20 protein-coding genes and 2 pseudogenes are annotated in these 22415 nt (G+C 40.6%); 11 read left to right on the forward strand and 11 right to left on the reverse strand.

Annotation, left to right across the window (positions count from 1 at the left end; translation table 11 throughout):
- The first annotated feature begins 131 nt into the window (after positions 1-131).
- Positions 132-1091, forward strand: coding sequence for a magnesium/cobalt transporter CorA (gene corA / locus ABVJ71_RS07750; RefSeq protein ID WP_353856357.1), 960 nt, complete (start codon positions 132-134; stop codon positions 1089-1091).
- Between the two features lie 78 nt (positions 1092-1169).
- Here corA and pdaA read toward each other — a convergent pair whose 3' ends face one another.
- Positions 1170-1961 carry a delta-lactam-biosynthetic de-N-acetylase gene (gene pdaA / locus ABVJ71_RS07755; protein WP_353856358.1) on the reverse strand — a complete coding sequence of 264 codons (792 nt, stop codon included), beginning with the start codon at positions 1959-1961 and terminating at the stop codon, positions 1170-1172.
- Positions 1962-2060: 99 nt separating this feature from the next.
- Positions 2061-2252: an SE1561 family protein gene (locus tag ABVJ71_RS07760; RefSeq protein WP_353856359.1), complete on the reverse strand. Its 192-nt coding sequence runs from the start codon at positions 2250-2252 to the stop codon at positions 2061-2063.
- Between the two features lie 146 nt (positions 2253-2398).
- Between ABVJ71_RS07760 and yfkAB the strand changes: the two genes are divergently transcribed.
- From yfkAB to ABVJ71_RS07775, 3 genes are all read left to right on the forward strand, one after another.
- Complete coding sequence (yfkAB, locus tag ABVJ71_RS07765) at positions 2399-3520, forward strand: radical SAM/CxCxxxxC motif protein YfkAB (protein WP_353856360.1); 1122 nt, start codon at positions 2399-2401, stop codon at positions 3518-3520.
- A gap of 7 nt (positions 3521-3527) precedes the next feature.
- Complete coding sequence (locus ABVJ71_RS07770) at positions 3528-4364, forward strand: mechanosensitive ion channel domain-containing protein (protein ID WP_353856361.1); 837 nt, start codon at positions 3528-3530, stop codon at positions 4362-4364.
- Positions 4365-4710: 346 nt separating this feature from the next.
- Complete coding sequence (locus ABVJ71_RS07775) at positions 4711-5430, forward strand: YebC/PmpR family DNA-binding transcriptional regulator (protein ID WP_353856362.1); 720 nt, start codon at positions 4711-4713, stop codon at positions 5428-5430.
- A gap of 40 nt (positions 5431-5470) precedes the next feature.
- On the opposite strand, the gene ABVJ71_RS07780 is transcribed toward ABVJ71_RS07775, so the two are convergent.
- The 3 genes from ABVJ71_RS07780 to ABVJ71_RS07790 form a co-directional block, all read right to left on the reverse strand.
- Positions 5471-6253: a YfkD family protein gene (locus tag ABVJ71_RS07780; RefSeq protein WP_353856363.1), complete on the reverse strand. Its 783-nt coding sequence runs from the start codon at positions 6251-6253 to the stop codon at positions 5471-5473.
- 67 nt (positions 6254-6320) lie between these two features.
- Positions 6321-7388 (reverse strand): calcium/proton exchanger, encoded by a 1068-nt coding sequence (cax, locus tag ABVJ71_RS07785; RefSeq protein WP_353856364.1) that lies wholly within the window; start codon positions 7386-7388, stop codon positions 6321-6323.
- Between the two features lie 65 nt (positions 7389-7453).
- The gene (locus ABVJ71_RS07790; protein ID WP_353856365.1) at positions 7454-7831 is read right to left on the reverse strand and encodes an OsmC family protein; all 378 of its coding nucleotides are present in this window, start codon (positions 7829-7831) and stop codon (positions 7454-7456) included.
- 75 nt (positions 7832-7906) lie between these two features.
- Between ABVJ71_RS07790 and ABVJ71_RS07795 the strand changes: the two genes are divergently transcribed.
- Both ABVJ71_RS07795 and ABVJ71_RS07800 read left to right on the forward strand, forming a co-directional pair.
- The gene (locus tag ABVJ71_RS07795; protein ID WP_353856366.1) at positions 7907-9067 is read left to right on the forward strand and encodes an MFS transporter; all 1161 of its coding nucleotides are present in this window, start codon (positions 7907-7909) and stop codon (positions 9065-9067) included.
- A 28-nt stretch (positions 9068-9095) separates the two neighbouring features.
- A complete protein-coding gene (locus ABVJ71_RS07800; RefSeq protein WP_353856367.1) occupies positions 9096-9245 on the forward strand; it encodes a hypothetical protein in 150 nt (49 codons plus the stop codon).
- 229 nt (positions 9246-9474) lie between these two features.
- On the opposite strand, the gene ABVJ71_RS07805 is transcribed toward ABVJ71_RS07800, so the two are convergent.
- Genes ABVJ71_RS07805 through ABVJ71_RS07815 form a run of 3 tightly spaced genes read right to left on the reverse strand, consistent with a single transcriptional unit; the run spans position 9475 to position 11132 of the window.
- Positions 9475-10293 (reverse strand): YhjD/YihY/BrkB family envelope integrity protein, encoded by an 819-nt coding sequence (locus tag ABVJ71_RS07805; protein WP_353856368.1) that lies wholly within the window; start codon positions 10291-10293, stop codon positions 9475-9477.
- Between the two features lie 18 nt (positions 10294-10311).
- Entirely contained in the window at positions 10312-10641 is a 330-nt protein-coding gene (locus ABVJ71_RS07810) for a YtxH domain-containing protein (RefSeq protein WP_353856369.1), read from the reverse strand.
- Positions 10642-10661: 20 nt separating this feature from the next.
- Positions 10662-11132: a low molecular weight protein-tyrosine-phosphatase gene (locus ABVJ71_RS07815; RefSeq protein ID WP_353856370.1), complete on the reverse strand. Its 471-nt coding sequence runs from the start codon at positions 11130-11132 to the stop codon at positions 10662-10664.
- A 98-nt stretch (positions 11133-11230) separates the two neighbouring features.
- Here ABVJ71_RS07815 and ABVJ71_RS07820 point away from each other — a divergent pair.
- Both ABVJ71_RS07820 and ABVJ71_RS07825 read left to right on the forward strand, forming a co-directional pair.
- Positions 11231-11543, forward strand: a pseudogene (locus ABVJ71_RS07820) (alanine:cation symporter family protein); the annotation flags it as partial.
- Between the two features lie 214 nt (positions 11544-11757).
- A complete protein-coding gene (locus tag ABVJ71_RS07825; RefSeq protein ID WP_353856371.1) occupies positions 11758-11976 on the forward strand; it encodes a DUF1128 domain-containing protein in 219 nt (72 codons plus the stop codon).
- A gap of 134 nt (positions 11977-12110) precedes the next feature.
- Here the strand turns inward: ABVJ71_RS07825 and ABVJ71_RS07830 are convergent, their stop codons facing one another.
- Positions 12111-12629: a type 1 glutamine amidotransferase domain-containing protein gene (locus ABVJ71_RS07830; RefSeq protein ID WP_353856372.1), complete on the reverse strand. Its 519-nt coding sequence runs from the start codon at positions 12627-12629 to the stop codon at positions 12111-12113.
- Positions 12630-12881: 252 nt separating this feature from the next.
- Between ABVJ71_RS07830 and ABVJ71_RS07835 the strand changes: the two genes are divergently transcribed.
- The 3 genes and pseudogenes from ABVJ71_RS07835 (at position 12882) to ABVJ71_RS07845 (ending at position 19719) form a co-directional block, all read left to right on the forward strand.
- Positions 12882-17174, forward strand: coding sequence for a multifunctional 2',3'-cyclic-nucleotide 2'-phosphodiesterase/3'-nucleotidase/5'-nucleotidase (locus ABVJ71_RS07835; protein WP_353856373.1), 4293 nt, complete (start codon positions 12882-12884; stop codon positions 17172-17174).
- Positions 17175-17640: 466 nt separating this feature from the next.
- A pseudogene (locus ABVJ71_RS07840) lies at positions 17641-18834 on the forward strand (T7SS effector LXG polymorphic toxin); the annotation flags it as partial.
- A 357-nt stretch (positions 18835-19191) separates the two neighbouring features.
- On the forward strand, positions 19192-19719 hold the full coding sequence (locus tag ABVJ71_RS07845; RefSeq protein ID WP_353856374.1) for a DNA polymerase III: 528 nt from the start codon (positions 19192-19194) through the stop codon (positions 19717-19719).
- A gap of 213 nt (positions 19720-19932) precedes the next feature.
- On the opposite strand, the gene treR is transcribed toward ABVJ71_RS07845, so the two are convergent.
- Entirely contained in the window at positions 19933-20661 is a 729-nt protein-coding gene (gene treR / locus ABVJ71_RS07850; protein WP_353856375.1) for a trehalose operon repressor, read from the reverse strand.
- A gap of 19 nt (positions 20662-20680) precedes the next feature.
- Positions 20681-22381: an alpha,alpha-phosphotrehalase gene (treC, locus tag ABVJ71_RS07855; protein ID WP_353856376.1), complete on the reverse strand. Its 1701-nt coding sequence runs from the start codon at positions 22379-22381 to the stop codon at positions 20681-20683.
- Positions 22382-22415 lie beyond the last annotated feature (34 nt).

Genomic DNA, 22415 nt, shown 5'->3' on the forward strand with positions numbered 1-22415 from the left:
TCTCGCTTTTATCCTTCAATCATACACGCACATGGACCGATCTCATTCATGAGATCGGCTTTTTTTATTGACAAAATGAATAAGTTTGCTCACACTGCTTCATGATATAATGCAAGTCTGGAGGGGTGCATATGCTGAAAAAAATTGCAGTAACAAAAAACGGAGACTTGATTGAACATGCAACATTACAGCAGCTTTCAAGCCCCGATATCGCTTGGTATTGGATTGACTTTCACGCGCCAACTGAAAAAGAAGCAGCAATGCTGAAAGAATTCTTTCAGTTTCACCCGCTTGCGATAGAAGATTGCTTCCATTATTTGCAGCGGCCTAAGCTTGATTTTTATGATGGGTATTTATTTTTCGTTCTTCATGCCCTCAATCAAAAAACACTTCGTTCAGAGGAAGTAGATCTTTTTGTTGGTGAAAGCTATATCGTTACTTTTCATTTAAAAGAAGCGCCATACATTGATCGTGTGATACGCAAACTCAAAGCGTCTGATCACATACGAAACAGTGGACCTGAGCATCTTGCCTATATGCTGATTGATCAGCTGGTTGATGATTACTTCCCGATTATATATCAGATTGAAGATAGGTTGAATGAAATTGAAGATGAAGAAGGGCATAAAACATATGGTACTTTAATGAACGAAGTGTTCGGAATTCGGTCAGATTTGTTAAAGCTAAGAAGAACAATTATTCCGATGAGAGACCTTTTATATCGGATCGTTAACATTAACATGATAAAAAGCGACAAAAACCGACAAGCCTATTTTAATGATATATATGATCATCTTCTAAAATTGACAGAGATTGTTGAGTCTAACCGAGATATGACAGCAGACCTTAGGGACAGTTATCAGACGCTGAATTCTAATCGGATGAATGCGATTATGATGACATTGACGATTGTGTCCACCATATTTATTCCCCTGACCTTTATTGTTGGGGTCTATGGAATGAATTTTGATTACATGCCTGAATTACACTGGAAATACGGCTATTACGGGGTGCTCATTTTCATGGGAATTCTTGTCTCCGGCATGCTCCTATGGTTTAAACATAAAGGGTGGTTCCGTATTTTTAAATAGCAAAAGGCGGACAAGATTCCCTTGTTTTCACGTCATAGCGGAAAGGAAAAAGCCTGCAGATGTGCTGCAAGCTTTTTTCTATAGCTGAGGCAAATGCCATACTTTTTGAAGCATGAGATCGTCTAAGCTTTTAAAAGAATAACCTTGTTTTTTTAAAGACGTGATTGCATCGTCCAGTGCCTCGGCATTATCACGTGATACGGTGTGAAGTAAATAAATTGCACCTGGGTGAGCCTGTTTTATCATTTGATCATAGGCATATTGTTTTCCTTTTTGATGGTGAATATGCCAGTCTACAAAGGCAACCGACCAGAAAACGGTTTGATAGCCTAGCTGTTTCGTTTCCTTTAATACCCTTTCACTGAACACCCCGCGCGGAGGACGAAGGTAAAGGTTATCTTGCTTTCCCGTTATTTTGTAAACCGCCTCATTTACACTGTCTAGCTCCTCTTTGATTTCTTTAGCAGTCTTTTTCGTTAAATCAGGATGATGGAATGAATGGTTGCCAATAATATGCCCTTCCTCTGCCATACGTTTCACAAGTTGCGGCTGATCCTTTACAAAATGACCTGTGACAAAAAAGGTCCCAGGTACTTTGTGTTTTTTCAGCACGTCTAAAATCTTGGGTGTATACCCGTTCTCGTAGCCATTATCGAACGTAAGATAAATTTCTTTCTTTTTTGTATCCCCTAAATAAAAGGCATCATATTTTTTTAAAAGTGTCGTGAGTTTTTTCCCAGCATCTGCTGGTTTGTGCTGTTTGCTTTTGGCAAATCCCCAATGAATGGGTTGGTTCGACACTGCTGTTGCTTCTGAAATTGGCATCGACAAAAAAAGCGCACATAAACAGATCAGCATATATTTTTTCATCTTCGTCACTTCCCGGTTTTTCTTATATTGTGCAGAATCTGACCGAGACTCATACTGATTTTAACCTGCCAATTTAATGAAAAAGCCCGCATGTGCAAGCTACTGATCTATCCAATCGGTTTTAAAACGTTCGTATTTAGCTTCTAAATCATCAATCATCTGAATGAGTCTGTCTATATCCTCAACATCTGTTGATTCAGGATCTAATGAATCAATGACATGCATCAACATATCTAGTCGGTTCCTTAAGTAATCGACTTGCTGCTCTTTACTATCTGCTGCCTTGCCCATAGAGACACTCCCTTTTGCATTTGTTTATAGCTTATCTTTTTTTGCATTTCAAATCAATTCCGCCCGACTTGCGTATAACGGAAATGAGGCTTAAAATTAACTGTTGGCGGGTCTTCGTTTGCCCGAATGAAAAGGAGATAGATACCATGAATCAAAAAACAGCACTTCGTCCAATTACCCCTGCATACGACCCTTGGGAAGCCTATCTCGATGTGCAGGACTACGGAGAAATGAAGCTGACAAATATTGAATTGACGACCACCACTTTATGCAACATGAGATGTGAGCATTGTGCAGTTGGCTATACATTGCAACCAAAAGACCCAAATGCACTGCCTCTTGACTTGTTACTTCGCCGTCTAGATGAGGTCCCTTTACTTCGCTCACTTAGCATTACAGGCGGGGAACCTATGCTTTCTCTAAAATCTGTCCGTGAATATGTAGTGCCTTTATTAAAGTATGCTCACGAACGCGGTGTCCGTACACAAATAAATTCAAACTTAACGCTTGATTTGGCTCGATATGAGGAGATTATTCCATACCTTGATGTCCTCCACATTTCACATAATTGGGGCACTGCCCAAGAATTTGCAACGGTTGGCTTTGCCATGATGGACAGAAAACCAACCTTTCAGCAGCGGGAAAAATTATTTGACCGAATGATCGAAAATAGTCAGGCACTTGTCAAAGCGGGTGTGACTGTATCCGCAGAGACAATGCTGAATAAGCGTACATTGCCTTATATGGAGCACATTCATCGTCAAATCGTGGAAGAGATGAAATGTCAACGGCATGAAGTTCATCCGATGTATCCAAGTGATTTTGCCAGTGCACTTGAAACATTGACGCTCCCGCAAATGCGTGACGCCATTCATCAGCTACTGGATATTCGTGATAAGGACACATGGATGCTTTTCGGTACTTTGCCATTTTATTCATGTAGCACAGACGAAGAAGACCAGCGTCTTCTCGAAAGATTGCGTCAAGCCAAAAACGTCACCGTCCGAAATGATCCTGACGGCCGCTCCCGATTGAATGTGAATATTTTTGATGGGAATATTATTGTGACAGACTTTGGCGATACGCCTCCACTCGGTAACATTGAAACAGATACACTGCAATCTGCGTACACACGCTGGATGGAAACAAAACTGGCAAAAGAACTGAACTGTCATTGCCCAAGCGTAAAATGTCTAGGTCCTAATGTTCTTGTGAAAAACAGCTATTATCAAGATGTCGATTTTACATCTCGAACGGCCAGGGGGTAACCTTTAGATGAACGATACATTTCTGACTGTAGTCAAAAACAAATACATTGAAATTCTGCTTGTTGGACTCATTCTTTGGCTTGCTGTCTTTATGGTTAATAAAGCCCTTCAGCTTTTCTTTAAACGAACAGAGTTTATTGAAGACAAGAAGAAGAAAACGATTGAGAGCTTGGTGAGATCGATCACGAAGTACACAGCCTCTATTTGCTTTGTGATTTATGTCATGTCCCTTTTCTTTGATGACTTTGGAAAAATCCTTGCTGGTGCTGGCGTTGCTGGGATTGTGATCGGTTTTGGTGCGCAAACGTTAATCCGTGATATTTTAGCAGGGATATTCCTGATCTATGAACAGCAGATCCATAAAGGAGACTATGTAACGGTCAATAATCTCTTTAATGGAACCATTGAGGAAATTGGCCTACGCTCTCTTCAAATTAGAGAATGGAGCGGCAAGCTGTTAACCATTTCAAATGGGGACATCCGGCAAATTCAAAACTACAACATGCACTATATGCGCATTACGGAATCTGTGTTAATCAGTGCTAATCAGGATCCTGACATCGCCTTTCAGGCATTGGAAGCAGCTTGTGACCAACTGAATCAAAACCATCATGACTTTCTGAAAAAAGATGAATTCCAAGAAGCCATTGAACCCTTTCAGGTTCACGGTATTATGGGACTCAACAAGCTGAATCGCGGCATTGAAATCACAGTCAAAGGGATGGTCGAAGATGAAAGATACTTTGAAGCTGCCCTTGCTGTCCGTAAAGAAATGATCAAACAGCTTCATCAGCATGGTGTGAAATTGCTCGAAGATCTCGTCTATCCACAACCTGTCAAATAACCTCCTCTTTCATGATCTTGAAAAAAGGAACAAAACATCTACGCAATTGATCATATGTTATTTGATAAGGACACGGTAAAAAACGCCTTCGTTAGATCGTCCATATGAAGCTGAAAAACGGCGATTGCGGGCATTTTTTTCTGTTAGACGGAAAGTCGAAATGACAAGAGCATATGAAAAACTCAAAACACTGGAACAACTCGGACATATCAGCTAAGGAATTCAGTACTTTTCAGCCCTCTTACTTCTATCCCCTTGACTGATTCATGTATAATAGAAAGCAGAGTGTCATGCAGCATGGGGACCCTCATACTGTGTATTTACTAAGTGAAAGAGAGTGAATAAGATGGGTCGTAAGTGGAACAACATTAAAGAAAAGAAAGCATCAAAGGATGCGAATACGAGTCGGATTTATGCAAAATTCGGGCGTGAAATCTATATGGCAGCCAAACAAGGTGAGCCCAATCCAGAATCAAACCAAGCACTTCGCTTTGTCCTAGAACGTGCCAAAACATATAATGTTCCAAAACACATTGTAGACCGTGCGATTGAAAAAGCAAAAGGTGGTTCTGATGAGAACTTCGATGAGCTACGCTATGAAGGATTTGGTCCAAATGGATCAATGATCATTGTAGATGCACTCACCAATAACGTGAATCGTACTGCTTCAGATGTGCGTGCGGCATTTGGGAAAAATGGTGGAAACATGGGCGTCAGTGGATCTGTTGCCTACATGTTTGACCAAACGGCTGTCATTGGTGTAGAAGGAAAAAGCGCGGAAGAAACACTTGAGCTTTTAATGGAAGCAGACGTTGATGTACGTGACATTATCGAAGAAGATCAAACTGTCATTGTTTACGCTGAACCAGATCAGTTTCATCAAGTGCAAGAAGCATTCAAACAAGCCGGCGCTCAAGAATTCACTGTTGCTGAAATCACGATGCTTCCTCAAAACGAAGTCACATTAGATGATGAATCAAAAGCACAATTCGAGAAATTAATTGATGTATTAGAAGACCTCGAAGACGTTCAGCAGGTTTATCATAATGTAGATTTAGGTGAATAAAAGAAAACCTCTTTCGTGTTGAAAGAGGTTTTTTAGCAAATTAATTCATCCCTTGAAAACCAAAAGTCAGATGATCTTGAACAGGAATCCATGCGCCGATTCCTTGAGAAGTGACGTTTTTGACGACAAGCTTGCGTTTGTTTCCTTTTAACACAAGGTATACTTCGCCGTATGTGATCTTCCCTTTTTCATTGATTGCAGGGGCATAAGCATGCAGAGAAGCTGCTTTTTTTGGAGATACATGGTACGACTGATCTCGTTTTGTTCCTGCACCAATAACTGTATCAAAGGCAAGCGGCAGCTTTGTTTTTTGGATGGCTTTTTGCATCATCAATGTTTTCACATCTTCTGGACTTGGCACTTTGGCTGTAAGTCCACCGCTTACTTTCACTTGTTGCTTTTGAACATATTTGGCAATGGCCGTTTTGTTACCACCTCTGTTGTCAATATGGTTTGTATTCACCTTTTTGTATTCCCAATTCGCAACTGTTTCACTTGATTCGTAGCTAAGCGCCCACCTTCCAAGAAAAATGGTTGCCCTGTACCCAACTGCAAGCGGTGTATCAGAGATGCTTGATTCATTCAGCATTTTAATCAAATGTGTATTTTCAATTGGAACATTGGTTGTTTTAAATAATTCAGCCGTCAGCTCACTTGGCTGAAGAAGCGGCTGATCCTGTGAAGCATTCGGATACGTATTCTCCTTCGATATACTAGCTACAGAAGATGGCACTTTAAAAGGCTTTGCAGCCTCTGCCGGAAAACTATATAGAAAACTTAAGGATAAAAGAACAACAACCATGATGCGTAGCATCTTTTTCATATCATCACTCTTTCTCATTCATTTTTCCATAGTATTTTCCGCAAAGACCTCCCTTATCCCTAAAAGATTATAAAAGGAAAAATCCAATCGCCATAATAAAATATGCAGCGAGCAATGTTGCTCCTTCAAACCAGTTTGTATCACCGTCATTCGATATAATCACAGTTAGCAGTACCGATGATGACATGGCAATCAGTTCTGGTAGCGAGAAAATCAGCGGCATCTGCTTTTCGAAAAAAAGAGAGCTGATCACAAGAATCGGTCCGACCATCATGGCGACCTGAAGTGTTGAGCCAAAGGCAATTTCAACAGCGACATCCATTTTGTTTTTATAGGCCATGATGACAGCAGAAGCATGTTCCGCCGCATTACCTACAATAGCGACAATGATGACCCCGATAAACAGCTCACTCCAGCCAAACTGTTCTCCTACCGTATCAAATGTATGAACCAACCGCTCTGAGATATAAGCGACAGCAATGGTCGAAAGCAGCAGAACAATTGTTGCGAAAATACCTGACCATTCTGGCTGTTCTTCTCCTTCTGCCGCTTCGCCGCTTGCGATCTCTTGCTTTGCTACATAAACCCCGCGATGACTAACCAGCTTGAAATATAGGGCTGCCACATAGAGCAAAATCATTACAACGCTAGTCCCAATACTTAATGCAAATTGTCTGTCCTCCGCCATTTCCATTGAAAAAACTTCTGGAATCACAAAAGCGACAATGATGGCAAACATAAGCAATCCAGAGTTATGTCTCGCATCATGGACATTAAATTCTTGCCGTTTAAATTTTAAACCGCCAACGAAAAAAGACAACCCTGCCACTAAAAGTAAGTTACCGATAACTGATCCGGTTAATGAGGCAAGCACAATAGCAGTCAACCCTTGTTTTAACGCAAAGAACGATATAATTAATTCAACTGCATTTCCAAATGTAGCATTTAAAAGTCCACCTATTCTTGGTCCTGCAATGATCGACAGACTTTCTGTTGCTCTTCCCATATAACTAGCCAGCCCAATAATGGCGAAACAATAAATCGCAAACATAACCGCCTGCGGGAAATGGAGTAAACTACCGATAACCGAAAGTGGAACACCTAACACAACAATCACAAGAAATAAACGATTCATATAGTTATTCTCCTTTACATAACGTCTGCCTGTTATTCTTTCGTGAGTGCCGTCATCATATACATTTAGAGTCGTTCAAGCGAGGTGGTGATGTCGATGCTACCTTTCAAGGATTGCACCATTGAACAGTGCTTCATGGCGAGTTGGACCACTTGTTTCATTTGCTCGTCGGAAACGTCGATATTTTTCATGATGATCAGTAAATGTATATGGGTGATTTGATTTGCTGCACCTTCTCTTGTCGTATTAGAATGAATGATCAATTCTTGATAGGGTATTCGTTTTTTTCGTAAAACATGAATGAGCATTTCACCTAAACAGCCCGCCACTGCTGATACGAACAATTCATATGGTCTATAACCTGTTTTTTCTTTTCTCGATATATTGAGTTGTCCGTAATCGACATTTGCCACCCAGCGCTCATTTTCGTATGTCAGCTTCATTCCTTTTCCACCTTTCTATTGAAACCCCTATTGTTCCATTGTACGATGAATACATGAACTTGTAAGGAGCTTCCTATGTCAAGAATTCACTTTATGATTTTAATTTTACTTGTATCGGTATCTGGCTTTTCACAGGGCGCATTACTACCTGTCATATCTATTATCTTTGAACATGCTGGTACTTCTGCTACATTAAACGGTCTGCATGCTACAGGATTATATCTCGGCGTACTGCTCGCTTCTCCTTTTATGGAAGCACCGCTTCGACGTTTCGGTTTTAAACCTTTAATTGTGATTGGAGGACTAGCGGTATTTTGCAGTTTGTTCAGCTTTGTCCTATTTGAGTCTTATCTTGTCTGGTTTTTCCTCCGTCTCATCATTGGTATTGGTGACCATATGCTTCATTTCTCTACACAGACGTGGGTGACCTATGCATCTTCTTCTCAACATCGCGGACGGAATATTTCATTGTACGGGTTGTCCTTTGGACTGGGTTTTGCAGCAGGTCCATTTTTAACACCATTGATCGAAATCAATCCATCTTTGCCTTTTATCGTCACAGGTGCGGTCAGTTTATGTATTTGGCTACTCGTGTTTATTCTAAAAAATACATATCCAGATACAGGAGAAGTTCAAACAGAGCATACTAACAGCTTGAAGCGCTTTAAAAAAGCCTTCCAGTTTGGATGGGTCGCCTTTATGATGCCATTTTGCTATGGATTTTTAGAAACCACATTAAATAGTAACTTCCCTGTCTATGCGTTAAGAAGCGGGGTTAGTGTGGATGCAGTTGCGCTTATTTTACCTGCCTTTGCTATAGGGAGTATTGTCTTTCAGCTACCACTCGGCATGCTAAGCGACCGATTTGGAAGGCGGCGAGTGATTTTATGCGTCACGCTCGCTGGGTCATTCTTTTTCCTCATGGCGGGTATTTTCATCCAGTCCGTTTTAGCCGTTGCCATCTGTTTCTTTATTGCCGGAATGGCAGTTGGCTCTACATTTTCACTTGGCATCAGTTATATGACCGACTTATTGCCAAAACATCTTCTTCCTGCCGGGAATTTGATGTGCGGGATGGCCTTTAGTGCAGGCAGTATACTCGGACCAATTCTAGGCGGATTCTTTGTCCAAATGTTCGAGGACGTAAATTTACTCTATCTCGTCAGCATCATGATTCTATTTGTGTTTTGCTGCGTTCGATTTGGGAGAGCATCGGCTGTGCTTGTGAATGAATAAAACCTTTTGATGAGGAGGACATATCATCTTGTTTACCGGCGTCATTCCAAATGATCTGAAATTAGACATAATGTTAGATGATGCGCAAAAGCTGTTAACACTTATCCATGAAAATAGATCTTATTTAGATGAGTCACTCCCGTTGGTCCATCACTGTAAGAGCCTAGCAGATGTATAAAATTTTTAAATTCATAAAAATCATGAAAACCCCCTGCAGAGCAGGGGGTTTCATATTCATTAGTGATAACCATTCTGACCGTTCGCACTTCCGCTTGTTTTGTGCTTCGGCTGATGACCTTTATTTTGTTTTGTGTTGCTTCCGCCTTTTTTCGATTGCTTAGACATTTGGTCATTCCCCCATCCATGAAATGAACAAGTTTGTTCTCCTTTAGGATGCCCTTTTGTCGTTACAGTTTGCCTGGTACGTTTTTACGTTTGTATAAAAGCGCATTGAGCTCGCCGCCTAGAATGATCATAATGCCTGTTAAATAAAACCAGATCATTAAAATGATAATTCCCCCGATGCTTCCATACATTGCACTATAGTTGGCAAACTCGCCTACATAAAAAGAGAACAGCATGCTCACAAAAATCCACCCGATGGAAGCAAATATGGCGCCAGGCAGCACAAACTTTAGTTTCAGCCGAATGTTTGGGGCAAAATAATATAATGATGTAAAGACAATGAGTAAAATCAGCGGACTGATGATCCATCTAAGAGCAGCCCAAATCGTGAGAAAGGTATCAGATTGACCGACTAAGCTGGAAACAAACAAGCCAAGTTCTTTTCCAAACACAGGTAACATCAGGGCAAAAATAATCGTGAGTACCATTGCAATCGTTAAGATGATGGATGTTAAACGTACGAGAATGAAGGAACGATTTTCCTCTACTTCGTAAGCGTGGTTAAACGCTCTGACGATCGCATTAATGCCATTGGAAGCAGACCAAAGAGCTGCAATAATCCCGAATGACAATAATCCGCCATTCCGTCTATTAAGTGTCTCGTAAGCAATTGATTCAATCATTGATAGAGCACCCTCCGGCGCATAACCAGAGATCACATTCAACACATCCTTTGAGGTGAGTGGCAAATATCCGACTAGCGTCAAAACGAAGATGAGAAACGGGAATAATGAAAGCAAAAAGAAATAGGCAAGCTCTGCAGATTTTGCCGGTCCTTCATGAAGTAAAAAGCGCTCAATTAACGCTTTAACAAAACTCATACGTCTCAACTCCAATGATCAATCTTTCTGTTTTGATCGAAAGTGATCCTTTGTTTCTTCAATAATCTCTAATACCTTTGGTGTTGTTTCCTTTAACTGATTTATCTGTTCATTTAAAAATGACAAATCATCTGAGACCGTTCGCAAAATCTGCTTCGTTTCTTCAACTTTTTCTTTCATGCAAGCAGACATCCTGCCTGGCTCTTGGCGGTATTCCTCCAGCTTTTGCTGGCAGCCGCTCCATTTGTCTTTTAATGCCGTTCTTGTTGGCCGATGAAATAATGTGAGCAGCATTCCGCAAGCTGCTCCAATGACAGCTCCTCGCAGCACATGATTTTTCTCTTCCATCTCATCTGATCTCCTTTCAGTTAAAGGTTTTGCTCTTTCTTTACATACGTCAAAAACCTGTCAATTCCTGTTTCAATTAAATCATAGACTTCCTCAAAGTTCCCTGTGTAATAAGGATCTGGTACATCATCCCGATCGTCCTCTTCTACAAACTCAAGAAGACGACCAATAAAATGATGACTCCCATAGCCGGCGATACTGCGAAGTGCACCTGCAATTTCGGCATCCATAGCAATAATATAGTCATATGTTGTAATATCCTCATTAATGATTTGTCTTGCTTTCATGCCTTCATAGCTGATGCCTTTTTGATCAAGCAGCTTTCTCGTTCCTTCATGTGGAGGACTGCCTTGATGCCAGCCGCCAATACCTGCTGAATCAATTACAAACTGCTCTGCAAGTCCTTCGTCCTCTACACGCTTTCTAAACATTGCCTCTGCCATTGGTGATCTGCAAATATTGCCGAGACACACAAATAATACATAAATCATCCTTCTTTCTCCCCCTATCTTTTCCCTGAGAGACCCTTTCAAAAACCTTTTCTCTATCATATCAAGCCCTTTTCTTTTTGGAAACTTTGCAAGAAAAACTGTCTTCGAGAATTATACAAATAAAGGGGGATATTTTATGGGGTCCTCCCCTGTTAGTTTTAATTGTTGGTACTGGAATATACCTTGCCTGTCGCGTTCTCTTGATTTAAATTAGATTACTTCCTTATTCTTTAAAGCTCGCATCTTCAAAACAAAAGAAAACTTCTGAAGACGATATCTCTCATTTCCAAGCGTTAATGGCGGCTTTAGCTACTACCATTGATTGTAGGGGTTGCCTCTGCTGTCATTGCCGGTAGACCCAGTGCTGTATTTTGGATGCGGTTTGCAGCTTTCTTTGGAATGGCTATGCGGATATGCTCAATGGATTCATGGCGTTTCCGAAAATAAGCGGGCTGATCGGTCTGTCAGGGGTCGTTGTGTTAAATCCAAACATATCATCGATAAGCTCAGAGCAAGAGAAAAAGGAGAAAAATAATCTCCGTCTCTTCTTCCTAGCCCTTTTATTCTTTCGCATTTCTGTTAGAATAGATATGATTCGACACAAGCAGGAAAGGACGTGCCGCCCTTGTCAGAGCAAAAAGCGGCTGAAGTCAATCAGCTAATTGAAGACATTTCGCAAAAGTTAAACATGCTGAACATGGGAGTCATTAAAGCCGAGGACTTCAGTCCAGACAAGTATGAGGATATTGAATTTCTTCACCAAATGGTCATGAAAAAATCTTCATTCAGCCCAAGTGAAATGCAAGCCATTGCAAGCGAACTTAAAAACTTAAGAAAATCATGATGTGAAAGAAACTGCTTCAGAATGGGGCAGTTTTCTTTCATTTATGTGCTGATAAAAAGCCAGCACCTGTTGATAAGTGCTGGCTTTTCCCTATCTAGATGTCTCTAAGGCAAAACATCTTTCACCATGTTCATTTATTTCGCAAGAAGCTTTAATGATTTGCGATTAAATGCTGGAATGTCGTCTGGTGTACGGCTTGTCACAAGCTGATCCTGACAAACAACCACTTCTTCATCTTTGAACTTTGCACCTGCGTTTTCCATATCGACTTTAATCGATATGTAACCAGTTGCCCCTCTACCTTTTAATGTCTTTGCAGTAATCAGCAATTGCGGACCGTGGCAGATCGCAAATACTGGTTTTTTCTCATCCATAAACGCTTTTGTAAATTGAACATAGCGATCATCTGCACGTAGAATATCTGGTGAGAATCCGCCTGGGATGAGGAGTGCATCGAAGTCTTCTGGCTTCACGTTATCAATGGACGCATCCACTTTCACTTCCGCTTCTCCTTTTTTCCCTTTAACCGTTTTTCCCTTTTCATCTTCAATGACTGTGATGTCATGACCTGCTTTTTTAAAAGCGTTCGCAGGCTCGGTAAATTCAACATCCTCAAAATAATCTGTTAGTAAAACGGCAATTTTCTTACCCATGTAGAAACCCTCCTACATCATTATGTTTACATTACACAATATACCCGCTCGTTTTGGAATCAAACATCCTATTCCTATCTGAAAACACCTTAGATTAAAATAAGCATTTAGACCCGTTTGCATTCCCTTATCAAGGTAATTCGGATGATTTGTGTTATCTTTACAATAATCTGCAAAAAATAACTACAAAAGTTAACGAAACATTTCTACAATAGGTACTGAGGTCAAGAAAATTAGAAAGGCGGAGATCAGGTGAAGAAGCAAGCAAATAGAGCTAAACGAAGGAAAAACTTGTCTATTCTGCTCACTTCCATTATGATGATTAGTCTCATTTTCCCAGCAGCACTCATTCACGCAGAAGCAGAAAGCGGCAATGCCATTCAAGTGAGCATCTTAGCCACAACAGATGTTCATGCCAACATGATGAATTACAATTATTACAGCGACAAAGAAACAAATGAATTCGGTTTAGCCAAAACAGCCGAGCTGATTGAAAAACACCGTTTACAAAATCCAAATACACTCCTTGTTGATAACGGAGACCTGATTCAAGGAACCCCTCTTGGAGAATACGTTTACAAAAATGAGAAAGACAGCATCATCAATCGAACAAAGGTTCACCCCATTATTCATACACTCAATCAACTAAAATATGATGCAGGAACACTTGGCAATCATGAATTTAACTATGGATTATCATTCCTTGATGGAACCATCGCTGGCGCAAACTTCCCCATCGTAAATGCGAACGTCAAAAAATTAAATGGCGAACACCGATTTACTCCTTATGTGATTCAAAACAAAACGTTCAAAGATGCAATGGGAAGGTCACAAACCGTAAAAGTTGGATACATAGGATTCGTTCCGCCACAAATTATGACGTGGGATAAGAAGAATTTAGATGGACAAGTTCAAGTACAAGATATAGTCGAGTCTGCCAATGAAACCATTCCTGAAATGAAAGAAAAAGGTGCTGATATCATCATTGCTCTTGCTCATACAGGAATTGAAAAAACAGCCCAGCCTAAAGGGTCAGAAAATATGATTTTTGAACTTGCCACAAAGACAAAGGGCATTAATGCCATTGTGTCCGGTCATCAGCATGGGGCATTCCCAAGTTCCGCTTACAGTGGTGTAGACACATTCGATGTATCCAAAGGAACCATCAATGGCATTCCAGTCGTCATGTCGAAAAACTGGGGAAGCTACCTCGGCATCATTGATTTAACACTGGAGCCAGACGGTAGCAAATGGAAAGTGACAAACGGAACAGGGAAAATTGAATCAGTCACGCAGGTCACATCTCAAAACAGTACAGTCAAAAATGCCATTCAAACCACTCACCAAAACACACTTGATTATGTCAGAAAGCCTGTCGGAAAAACAGAAGCAGACATTAATAGCTTTTTTGCCCAAGTGATAGATGATCCTTCAATTCAAATTGTGACAGATGCACAAAAGTGGTATGCACGAGAGAAAATGAAAGATACTCAGTACAAAAACCTGCCAATTTTGTCTGCTGGCGCGCCATTTAAAGCCGGCGGCCGAAATGGTGTCAATGATTATACGAATATTGCCAAAGGAGATCTAGCGATTAAAAATATCGGCGATCTCTATCTTTACGACAACACCGTACAAATCGTCAAGCTCAAGGGCAGTGAAGTGAAAGACTGGTTAGAAATGTCTGCTGGACAATTTAACCAAATTAAACCGAATAACTCAAATGAACAGCCAATTTTAAACGAAGATTATCGCTCATATAACTTTGATGTGATTGACGGTGTCACCTATCAAATTGATGTGACACAACCTGCAAAATATAGCACAACCGGCACACTCATTCATGCCAATGCCAACCGGATTAAAAACCTTTCATACAATGGAAAACCTGTATCTGCCAATCAAGAGTTTTTAGTCGTGACGAACAACTATCGTGCTTCTGGCGGTGGAGGCTTCCCGCATCTAACGCAAGATAAAGTCGTGCTCGCATCTGCAGATGAGAATCGCCAAGTGCTAATGGACTATATCATTGAACAAAAAACAATCAATCCAAGTGCCGATCAAAACTGGTCCATTGTGCCAGTGAAGGGTGCAACTCTAACCTTTGAGTCTTCCCTCCTCGCAAAACCATTCGCAGAGAAATCAAACAACGTCGCATTTGTTCGTAACGCAAGCACAGATGGACTCGGTGTGTACAAACTATCCTTCACTCAAGATGGCACAACGGAACCACCTGCGTCAGACAACTGGAAATTGACCGTCATGCACACAAACGATACTCATGCACACCTAGATGATGCCGCAAGACGCGCCACGAAAATCAAAGAAGTTCGAGCCCAAAGTGAAAACAATATTTTATTAGATGCTGGAGATGTCTTCTCTGGTGACCTATACTTCACAAAATGGCAAGGACTGGCTGATTTAAAACTGATGAATTTGATGAAGTACGATGCCATGACATTTGGCAACCATGAATTTGACAAAGGACCAACAGCACTTCGTCAATTCTTAACAGGGGATGCCTCTCTTGTCGATGCAAAAAACCGTCACAACTTTGAAAAGCCTGCCTTCCCTATTGTGTCATCAAACGTTGATGTATCAAAGGAAAAACGATTAAGCGATTTAGTGAAAAAGCCGACTACATTGAAAGCTGGCGAAAAAAAGGAACCCGGTATTTACCCTTACATCCTGCTTGATGTCAGCGGTGAGAAAGTCGCTGTATTCGGATTAACAACTGAAGACACAGCCATTACATCCAGCAGCGGACCAAATATCAAATTTAACGATGCTTATCAGAAAGCAACAGATACAGTCAACACGATTCAAAAAGAAGAAAAAATCAATAAGATCATTGCCTTAACACACATTGGCTATCACCGTGATCTTGAGCTTGCAAAAAAGGTAGACGGTATTGACTTAATTATTGGCGGACATACGCACACCCTTGTAAAAAAATTAAAAGTCGTCAATAAAAAAGAACCAACGATTGTCGCACAAGTAAAAGATTATGGACAATTTTTAGGAAAAGTTGACGTGGTCTTTAACAAAAAAGGTGTCGTTCAGCCAAAAGAATCTTCTTTTCACCTCATGACGATTGATGACTCTGTCAAAGAAGATGCTGAAGCAAAAGCAATCCTTGACAAGTACAAGACCGATATTCACGATTTAAAAACAGAGAAAATCGGTCAGACAGATGTCCTTTTAGATGGACAGCGTGAGCACGTTCGCGCAAAAGAAACAAATCTCGGTGACTTTATCGCCGACGGTATGCTAAAGAAAGCCAAAGAATCTTCAGGCGCTGATTTAGCCATTACGAACGGCGGCGGTATTCGAAGCAGTATTGAAAAGGGAGATATAACATTAGGTGATATTTTGACCGTAATGCCTTTCGGAAACACGCTATATGTTGCTGATCTAAAAGGAAGCCAAATTAAAAAAGCACTCGAACAAGGCTTGTCTAGCATTGAGGAAGGCGGAGGCGCATTCCCTCATGTAGCTGGCATTGAATATACGTTTACACTGAGTAAACCATCTGGCAGCAGATTGATTGATGTGAAACTGAAAGATCAAAATGGCGGCCTGTCTAACATTGATGATCAGAAGACATACCGCGTGGCGACAAACGCATTTGTTGGCACAGGCGGTGATGGATACAGCGTCTTTACAGAAGCCTCTTACGGAGAAGACTTAGGCTATGTTGACTATGAAATCTTCAAAGAGCAAATTGAAAAAGCTAATGGCCGTATTTCACCAACCATTGACCATCGTGTGAAAGAGGTTTTCCTTCCTCATTCAAAAGGAAAAGGAGCCTATGACATTCAAGACGATGCGAAGTTTCAAATGTATGTACAACATACAAATAAAGCATTGCTCTATTTAGACAAAGCTCGTCATACCCAAAATATTCAATTATCTCTATCAAAAGCGCAAATCACCGAGCTCAAGAAAAGAAAACAAGATCCATACGTGACCATCTATCATGATAGAGCCGGACTAGAATTACCGCTTACCAACCTGTCAGAGAAGAACGCCGATGTATGGATGGCGAAAACAGGCAAGGTGAAAAATGCACTGACAGACACATATGATTTCCATATCAAGCAAAATAAGAAAAGTGTCTCCACCTTTAAAGAGCCTGTCAAACTATCATTTACATTAGATGAGCCAGCAAAGGCGAAGAAACCTTCTATCTATTATGTCGATCGAGAGAAAAACCGCTTCTCTCAAACAAGTAACGGTTCCTTTAAAAACGGAGTTGTGACAGGTGAAACGAATCACTTTAGTGAATACACTGTTTTAAATCAAAGTGAAGCTGTTGCAACTGTACCAGATCGAACTGGTGATCAGGGCGATACAAATACACCCAGTGGAAAGAATCCAAATCAAAATCAAAACGGAACGGATTTTCTAGGGGGTGCACTGCCCCATACAGCAACTATGATGTATACCGCTATGTTGATCGGCTTACTCATGCTAGCCTCAGGTGGTATCCTATATGACTATCAGCGCAACCGAGCAAGAAAAGGTGTCTCATCTAAACAATAGACAGAGCCTACGCTCTGCTAGGTGCGTAGCAATCTTTTGATGAGGGACGGGACCATGTTATAGTAATTTCTTTTTCAAGCTGTCTTTCTGAACTGATACCATATATGTATCCGTTCAGTGTGTAGACACACTCTCGCATTCGTTATCCTATCTTTGCGCTGATGCTCATAAATGTTTCATTCGCTCCGCAGGCACAAGTAGCTCGGGTTTTCCTAGACTTCAAGGTCTTTCAATTCACGCTGAAAAGATGACAAAGACCAATATACTATCAATTGAGAAGAAGAAATTGTTTATTATCGATTGAAGGTGACGAAAGAATGTGTTTTTTGTTGTTTTTGTTTCAAAGTAACTCTCAAAATATTTCCAATTGATCTGATGAATTAGTAAACTTATACATATACGTTTAAATGAAGGGCTGTGATTTCCCCTGAATAAAATACTTGATGCCAAAGCACTAACAAGCGCTATGGAAGAAAGAGCCAAGCACTATCAGGAACTCCGGGAACAAATGATAGATTTGAAGCACGCATTACAAGGTGTAGCCAATCTCGGTGATGATTTCACGGGAAAAGGTGCCGACAATATTAAAAGTTTTTATCAAGAGCTTGCTGGAAATGTGGACATGTTGATTAGCTTTATAGATAAACAAAAAGTCTTCCACGAAGGTGTTGCGGGTACACTTGAAGATGCCAATTTCGGCGGTGATACTTTTATTGATGAACACTTTTTAGAAAATCAGGTAGAGATGGGGTTAAAAAACGCCAAAAGTATTGTATCTGATCAAAAGAAGGCACTGGAAACCATTTTTCAGGACATAGATGATCTCATCTCCCTTGATGTGTTTGATGATCAAATCTTTCATGAAAAGATAACGGATGCCGAAGACGAACGGAAAAAGACCGTAAAAGATTTAAACGAATTAGACCAACATCTAAAAGATGAATATGCTTTATCAGAGACTGAAGAGCAGGCTACAATGGCATTGTACGCCGAAATGATGAATGCGACAAATGACGGAAAAACCATTTCACCGATCAATTTTGATAAGAAAACGTATTAAAATAGCGAAATCTACAAGGCAAAAGACGATATTGAGAAGCAAACTTATGAATATTTGAAAATCAAAAAAGAACAAGAAGAAGCCCGCAAGATTGCGAAGGAACAAAAAGCATTGGCGAACCGTCCTTGGTATGAAAAAGCACTTGATGACGGCGGTATGCTTCTGAATGAACTGACCGGTGTGAACGACGCCAAACGAGCCGCAACAGGTTTTGATCCTGTGACAGGCAAGCATTTCACCGCAGGAGAGCGAGTCGCCGCAGGGGGAATGGCAGCGGCGGGCTACATCCCAATCGTCGGCTGGGCAGGGCGCATCTTCAAAGGCGGGAAAGCGATTTACAAAACCACCCAAGCCACTTCAGCCGCAATCAGGGCGATTGACATTTACAAAACGTCACAAAAGTCCTTTGGCGTACTAAAAACCTCGCAAAGAGGCTTATATGGTCTCACCGCCGCCAACGGATTCAGCGAAGCGATTACAGGTAGAGACATGTTTGGGAATAAAATTTCGAAAGAACAACAGGAAGCGAGTATGAATGCGACGCTGGGGATGCTTTTGCCGTTTGGGGCGAAAGGGTTTCATGGTAAGATGGGGGTTAAGGGTAAAGGAAATGCTGTCCCATACAAACAGGGTGGTGGTAGCAATCCTGATGATTTTGTAAACATTCATTCCAGAAAACATATGTATGACCCTAGCAGACCATCAATCCCAAACAGGTCACAGTATGGAGAGAATGTAGATGTTGATAAGTTAAGACAAGTAACGATAAGTAATCCAGATAAAGCTTATTCTAATTGGCCAAATCCTAATAATCCTAATACCCAAAGAATAACGAAGTATTATAAAGATTTTGATGGAAATATCAGTACGCCAGAAACTCCAACTGGAAGCCATAGAGTATTTGAAAATATTGATAATCCAGACAGAAGTTCTCATTTTCCATATGTTTCTAGATAAATGTTTAAGGAAGTGATATTTTTGGATATTATGTTATACCATGCCTTTTTACCTGAAAACCATCAACATCATGTGCCATTTAAAGATATAATGGAAGATGGAATAAAAAGTACTACTCAATCAAATCATGTGTATGGTAATGGTGGGAGTATTCATTTGGAGATTACAGAACGGTTTAGACCAGTTGGAGCAGCGGATTGGATTGACTTCAAAAACACTGTAAGGGCAAATATTACAAACCGATTTTCTAAGTCATTTTGCTTTCCTGTATTCACGAATAAAATTAAGGTGTTTAATAGTGAGATATCATTAAATATTTACGACCAAGCATTCTATGAGGATTTAAAATATACTGACGAAGAAGCTTTGAATTTTGATACAGGTAAAAGTCTTGAATATTGGATTAAAGAGTATTGGCAGAGCATGGTGTCTTTGGAACAATATATTGAAAAAAAGCCATATAAAGAACCTGAGATTTTAATTTTTGAGGATGTACCCAGACAAATCATCAAAGTATGTGAAAAGTAATATTCAACTTGATTGGATAAATGCCTTTCAAGGTTTTTTACTATGTTTTACAAATGGGATTTTGAGTTAGACACCAAACAATTGATTAGTTTAGAAGCAAGAGAGCTCATGATGATTGTAAACTGCTTTTCTTGATATAGACAACGAGAAAAACAGCCAATTCATTTTTATTCGCCTATTTCTATACAAATTTACAAGCTAAATAGACAGAGCCTACGCTCTGTCTATTTTTTCTCTTCTTGCAAAATCAACGAATCGAAACCGATCCAGCCGGTGCCGGCTTTCTGTGTATTGAAATAGACTCGTATCCTCCAAGAACACGTAATTTTTCACAACAACCACATGGTCCAATCCATTCAAATCAAGGTACTGTGCATCCTCTTCTGTATATGGCTCCACAACAAATTCCTTTTGAGCATAACTAATTGATACACCGAGTTCTCCTTCAATATACTCATAGATCGATCCTTCACAAATTTCCTTTGACAGTATCGGTACATGCTTTTGCAAAAAGTAATCCTTGTCTAAAATGACTTCTTCACCACTAATGTTGCGAGATCGAATGACTTCCCAGACTTCTTCTTGTTCATTTATTTTCAGCTGAGACTGAATATATGGAGCCGGTCTCTTTAATCCAAACTCATGAACAGTTGTGACTGTCTTCCGGCCAAGTGTCTGCGAGAGCTCTTTAAAGCTAACAAGACCTGAAACAGGGAACCGCATTTTTTCTCTATTCAGCAAAACAGACCCTTTTCCCCGGATTTTTTGAATATAGCCGTTTTGCACAAGAATGTTTAATGCCTTTCTTACGGTCTCTCGTGACGTGTCATACATCAAGGATAGCTCATGCTCTGATGGAAGGATTCCTTTATCCTGCCATTCACCTTGTTCAATTCGTCGTGCGAGCTGATCATATATCGCTCGAAATTTATTCTCTTTCATTTTCCCTCCGCTCCATTTTCTAGCGTTTGGTTAAATGATAAACGATTGACTCATATGGACGCAACGTAAAGGCCTTTATCTCTTTGGGCACGTCATCATAATTGGATAAAAGCACGTGATGATTCATCTCTTCAACAGCCTGTTTCAACTCATCAGGAAGCGACCATTTCGCCTCTCCTGCATAAAAATGATTGATGACAAGCAGTTTCTCATTTTCTCCTTCTCTTATATAAGCAAAAATTTTCGGATCATCTGGCAGCAGCAAAGTGAAGCTGCCATACGTGATGACATCGTATTCTTTACGTAACCTACAAAGTGCTTGATAATGATAAAAAATAGATTTCGGATCTTTTAATGAGGACTCGACAGTAAGATCGTTGTCTGCCGGCTCGATCCAAGGTGTCCCCGTTGAAAATCCACCATTCTTCTCGGATGTCCATTGCATTGGCGTCCGGGCATTATCTCTTGATTTAGCCTGTAAAATAGCCAGTGCCTCTTCCTCTGTTTTCCCTTTTTTAAGCATGACTTCGTACATATTGAATGATTCCACATCACGATAAGAGGTCATATCCCGAAAAGTGGGATTCTTCATGCCGATTTCCTCACCTTGATAAATATATGGTGTCCCCTGCATCAGATGAATAGTTGTAGCCAGCATCTTAGCCGATTGCTTATGATATGTGCCGTCATCTCCGTACCTTGATACGATGCGAGGCTGATCATGGTTGCACCAAAATAGCGCATTCCAACCGCCACCCTCGTGCATTTTCGTCTGCCATTCAGACAGAATCGATTTCAGTGCGAGAAAATCAAATGGTGCAATGGCCCACTTTTCACCATTTGGATAATCCACCTTCAAATGATGGAAGTTAAAGGTCATATCCAGTTCCTTTCGATCAGGTCGTGTGTACCGAATGCAGTCTGCTATATTGGTAGAAGACATCTCCCCAACCGTCATGCTATCGTATTTCGCAAACACCTCTTGATGCATTTCATGCAGGAATTCATGAATTCTTGGTCCATCTGTATAGTACATTCGCCCATCACCTTGCACTGACTGTCCGGCGTCATCTAAAAATCGTTGATCCTTTGAAATATTATTAATGACATCTAGCCGGAACCCATCAATCCCTTTTTCAAACCAAAAGTGCATAATGTCATATACTTGCTTTCGGACTTTTTCATTTTCCCAATTTAAATCGGCTTGTGTGACATCATATAAATGAAGGTAATAATCACCGGTGGCTTCATCTCGTTCCCATGCTGGACCACCAAATTTCGATTGCCAATCATTCGGCGGAGAACCGTCCTCTTTTGGCTCCTTCCAAATATAAAAGTCCCGATAAGGGTTTTCCTTTGACTCGCGCGAGGCTTGAAACCATTCATGGAAAATAGACGTATGATTGACAGCAATGTCCATGATGACACGAATTCCTCGTTTATGTGCTTCTTTTAGCATGTGCTCAAAATCAGCCATTGTGCCGTACATCTCATGTAGTTTTTTGTAATTACTAATATCATAGCCATTATCGTATTGCGGAGACTCATACATTGGGGTCAGCCAAATACAGTCAGCTCCGAGCTCTCGTATATAGTCCAGCTTCTTGGTCACACCGTTAATATCACCTGTTCCAGAGCCAGTTGTATCTAGGAAACTCTTCGGATAAATTTGATAGACCACCGCTTTTTTCCACCATGGTTCATTTGTTTGTTGATGCAAATTCTTTCACCACCACTTGTTATTATCATATGAA

Origin of the sequence: Bacillus sp. Bos-x628, assembly GCF_040500475.1 — a bacterium.
Lineage (GTDB): Bacteria > Bacillota > Bacilli > Bacillales > Bacillaceae > Bacillus > Bacillus maqinnsis.

Excerpts from the sequence above, each read along its gene's own strand:
- corA (WP_353856357.1), top strand. The coding sequence starts at position 132 with ATGCTGAAAAAAATTGCAGTAACAAAAAACGGAGACTTGATTGAACAT.
- pdaA (WP_353856358.1), bottom strand. The coding sequence starts at position 1,961 with ATGAAAAAATATATGCTGATCTGTTTATGTGCGCTTTTTTTGTCGATG.
- ABVJ71_RS07760 (WP_353856359.1), bottom strand. The coding sequence starts at position 2,252 with ATGGGCAAGGCAGCAGATAGTAAAGAGCAGCAAGTCGATTACTTAAGG.
- yfkAB (WP_353856360.1), top strand. The coding sequence starts at position 2,399 with ATGAATCAAAAAACAGCACTTCGTCCAATTACCCCTGCATACGACCCT.
- ABVJ71_RS07770 (WP_353856361.1), top strand. The coding sequence starts at position 3,528 with ATGAACGATACATTTCTGACTGTAGTCAAAAACAAATACATTGAAATT.
- ABVJ71_RS07775 (WP_353856362.1), top strand. The coding sequence starts at position 4,711 with ATGGGTCGTAAGTGGAACAACATTAAAGAAAAGAAAGCATCAAAGGAT.
- ABVJ71_RS07780 (WP_353856363.1), bottom strand. The coding sequence starts at position 6,253 with ATGAAAAAGATGCTACGCATCATGGTTGTTGTTCTTTTATCCTTAAGT.
- cax (WP_353856364.1), bottom strand. The coding sequence starts at position 7,388 with ATGAATCGTTTATTTCTTGTGATTGTTGTGTTAGGTGTTCCACTTTCG.
- ABVJ71_RS07790 (WP_353856365.1), bottom strand. The coding sequence starts at position 7,831 with ATGAAGCTGACATACGAAAATGAGCGCTGGGTGGCAAATGTCGATTAC.
- ABVJ71_RS07795 (WP_353856366.1), top strand. The coding sequence starts at position 7,907 with ATGTCAAGAATTCACTTTATGATTTTAATTTTACTTGTATCGGTATCT.
- ABVJ71_RS07805 (WP_353856368.1), bottom strand. The coding sequence starts at position 10,293 with ATGAGTTTTGTTAAAGCGTTAATTGAGCGCTTTTTACTTCATGAAGGA.
- ABVJ71_RS07810 (WP_353856369.1), bottom strand. The coding sequence starts at position 10,641 with ATGGAAGAGAAAAATCATGTGCTGCGAGGAGCTGTCATTGGAGCAGCT.
- ABVJ71_RS07815 (WP_353856370.1), bottom strand. The coding sequence starts at position 11,132 with ATGATTTATGTATTATTTGTGTGTCTCGGCAATATTTGCAGATCACCA.
- ABVJ71_RS07830 (WP_353856372.1), bottom strand. The coding sequence starts at position 12,629 with ATGGGTAAGAAAATTGCCGTTTTACTAACAGATTATTTTGAGGATGTT.
- ABVJ71_RS07845 (WP_353856374.1), top strand. The coding sequence starts at position 19,192 with ATGTTTAAGGAAGTGATATTTTTGGATATTATGTTATACCATGCCTTT.
- treR (WP_353856375.1), bottom strand. The coding sequence starts at position 20,661 with ATGAAAGAGAATAAATTTCGAGCGATATATGATCAGCTCGCACGACGA.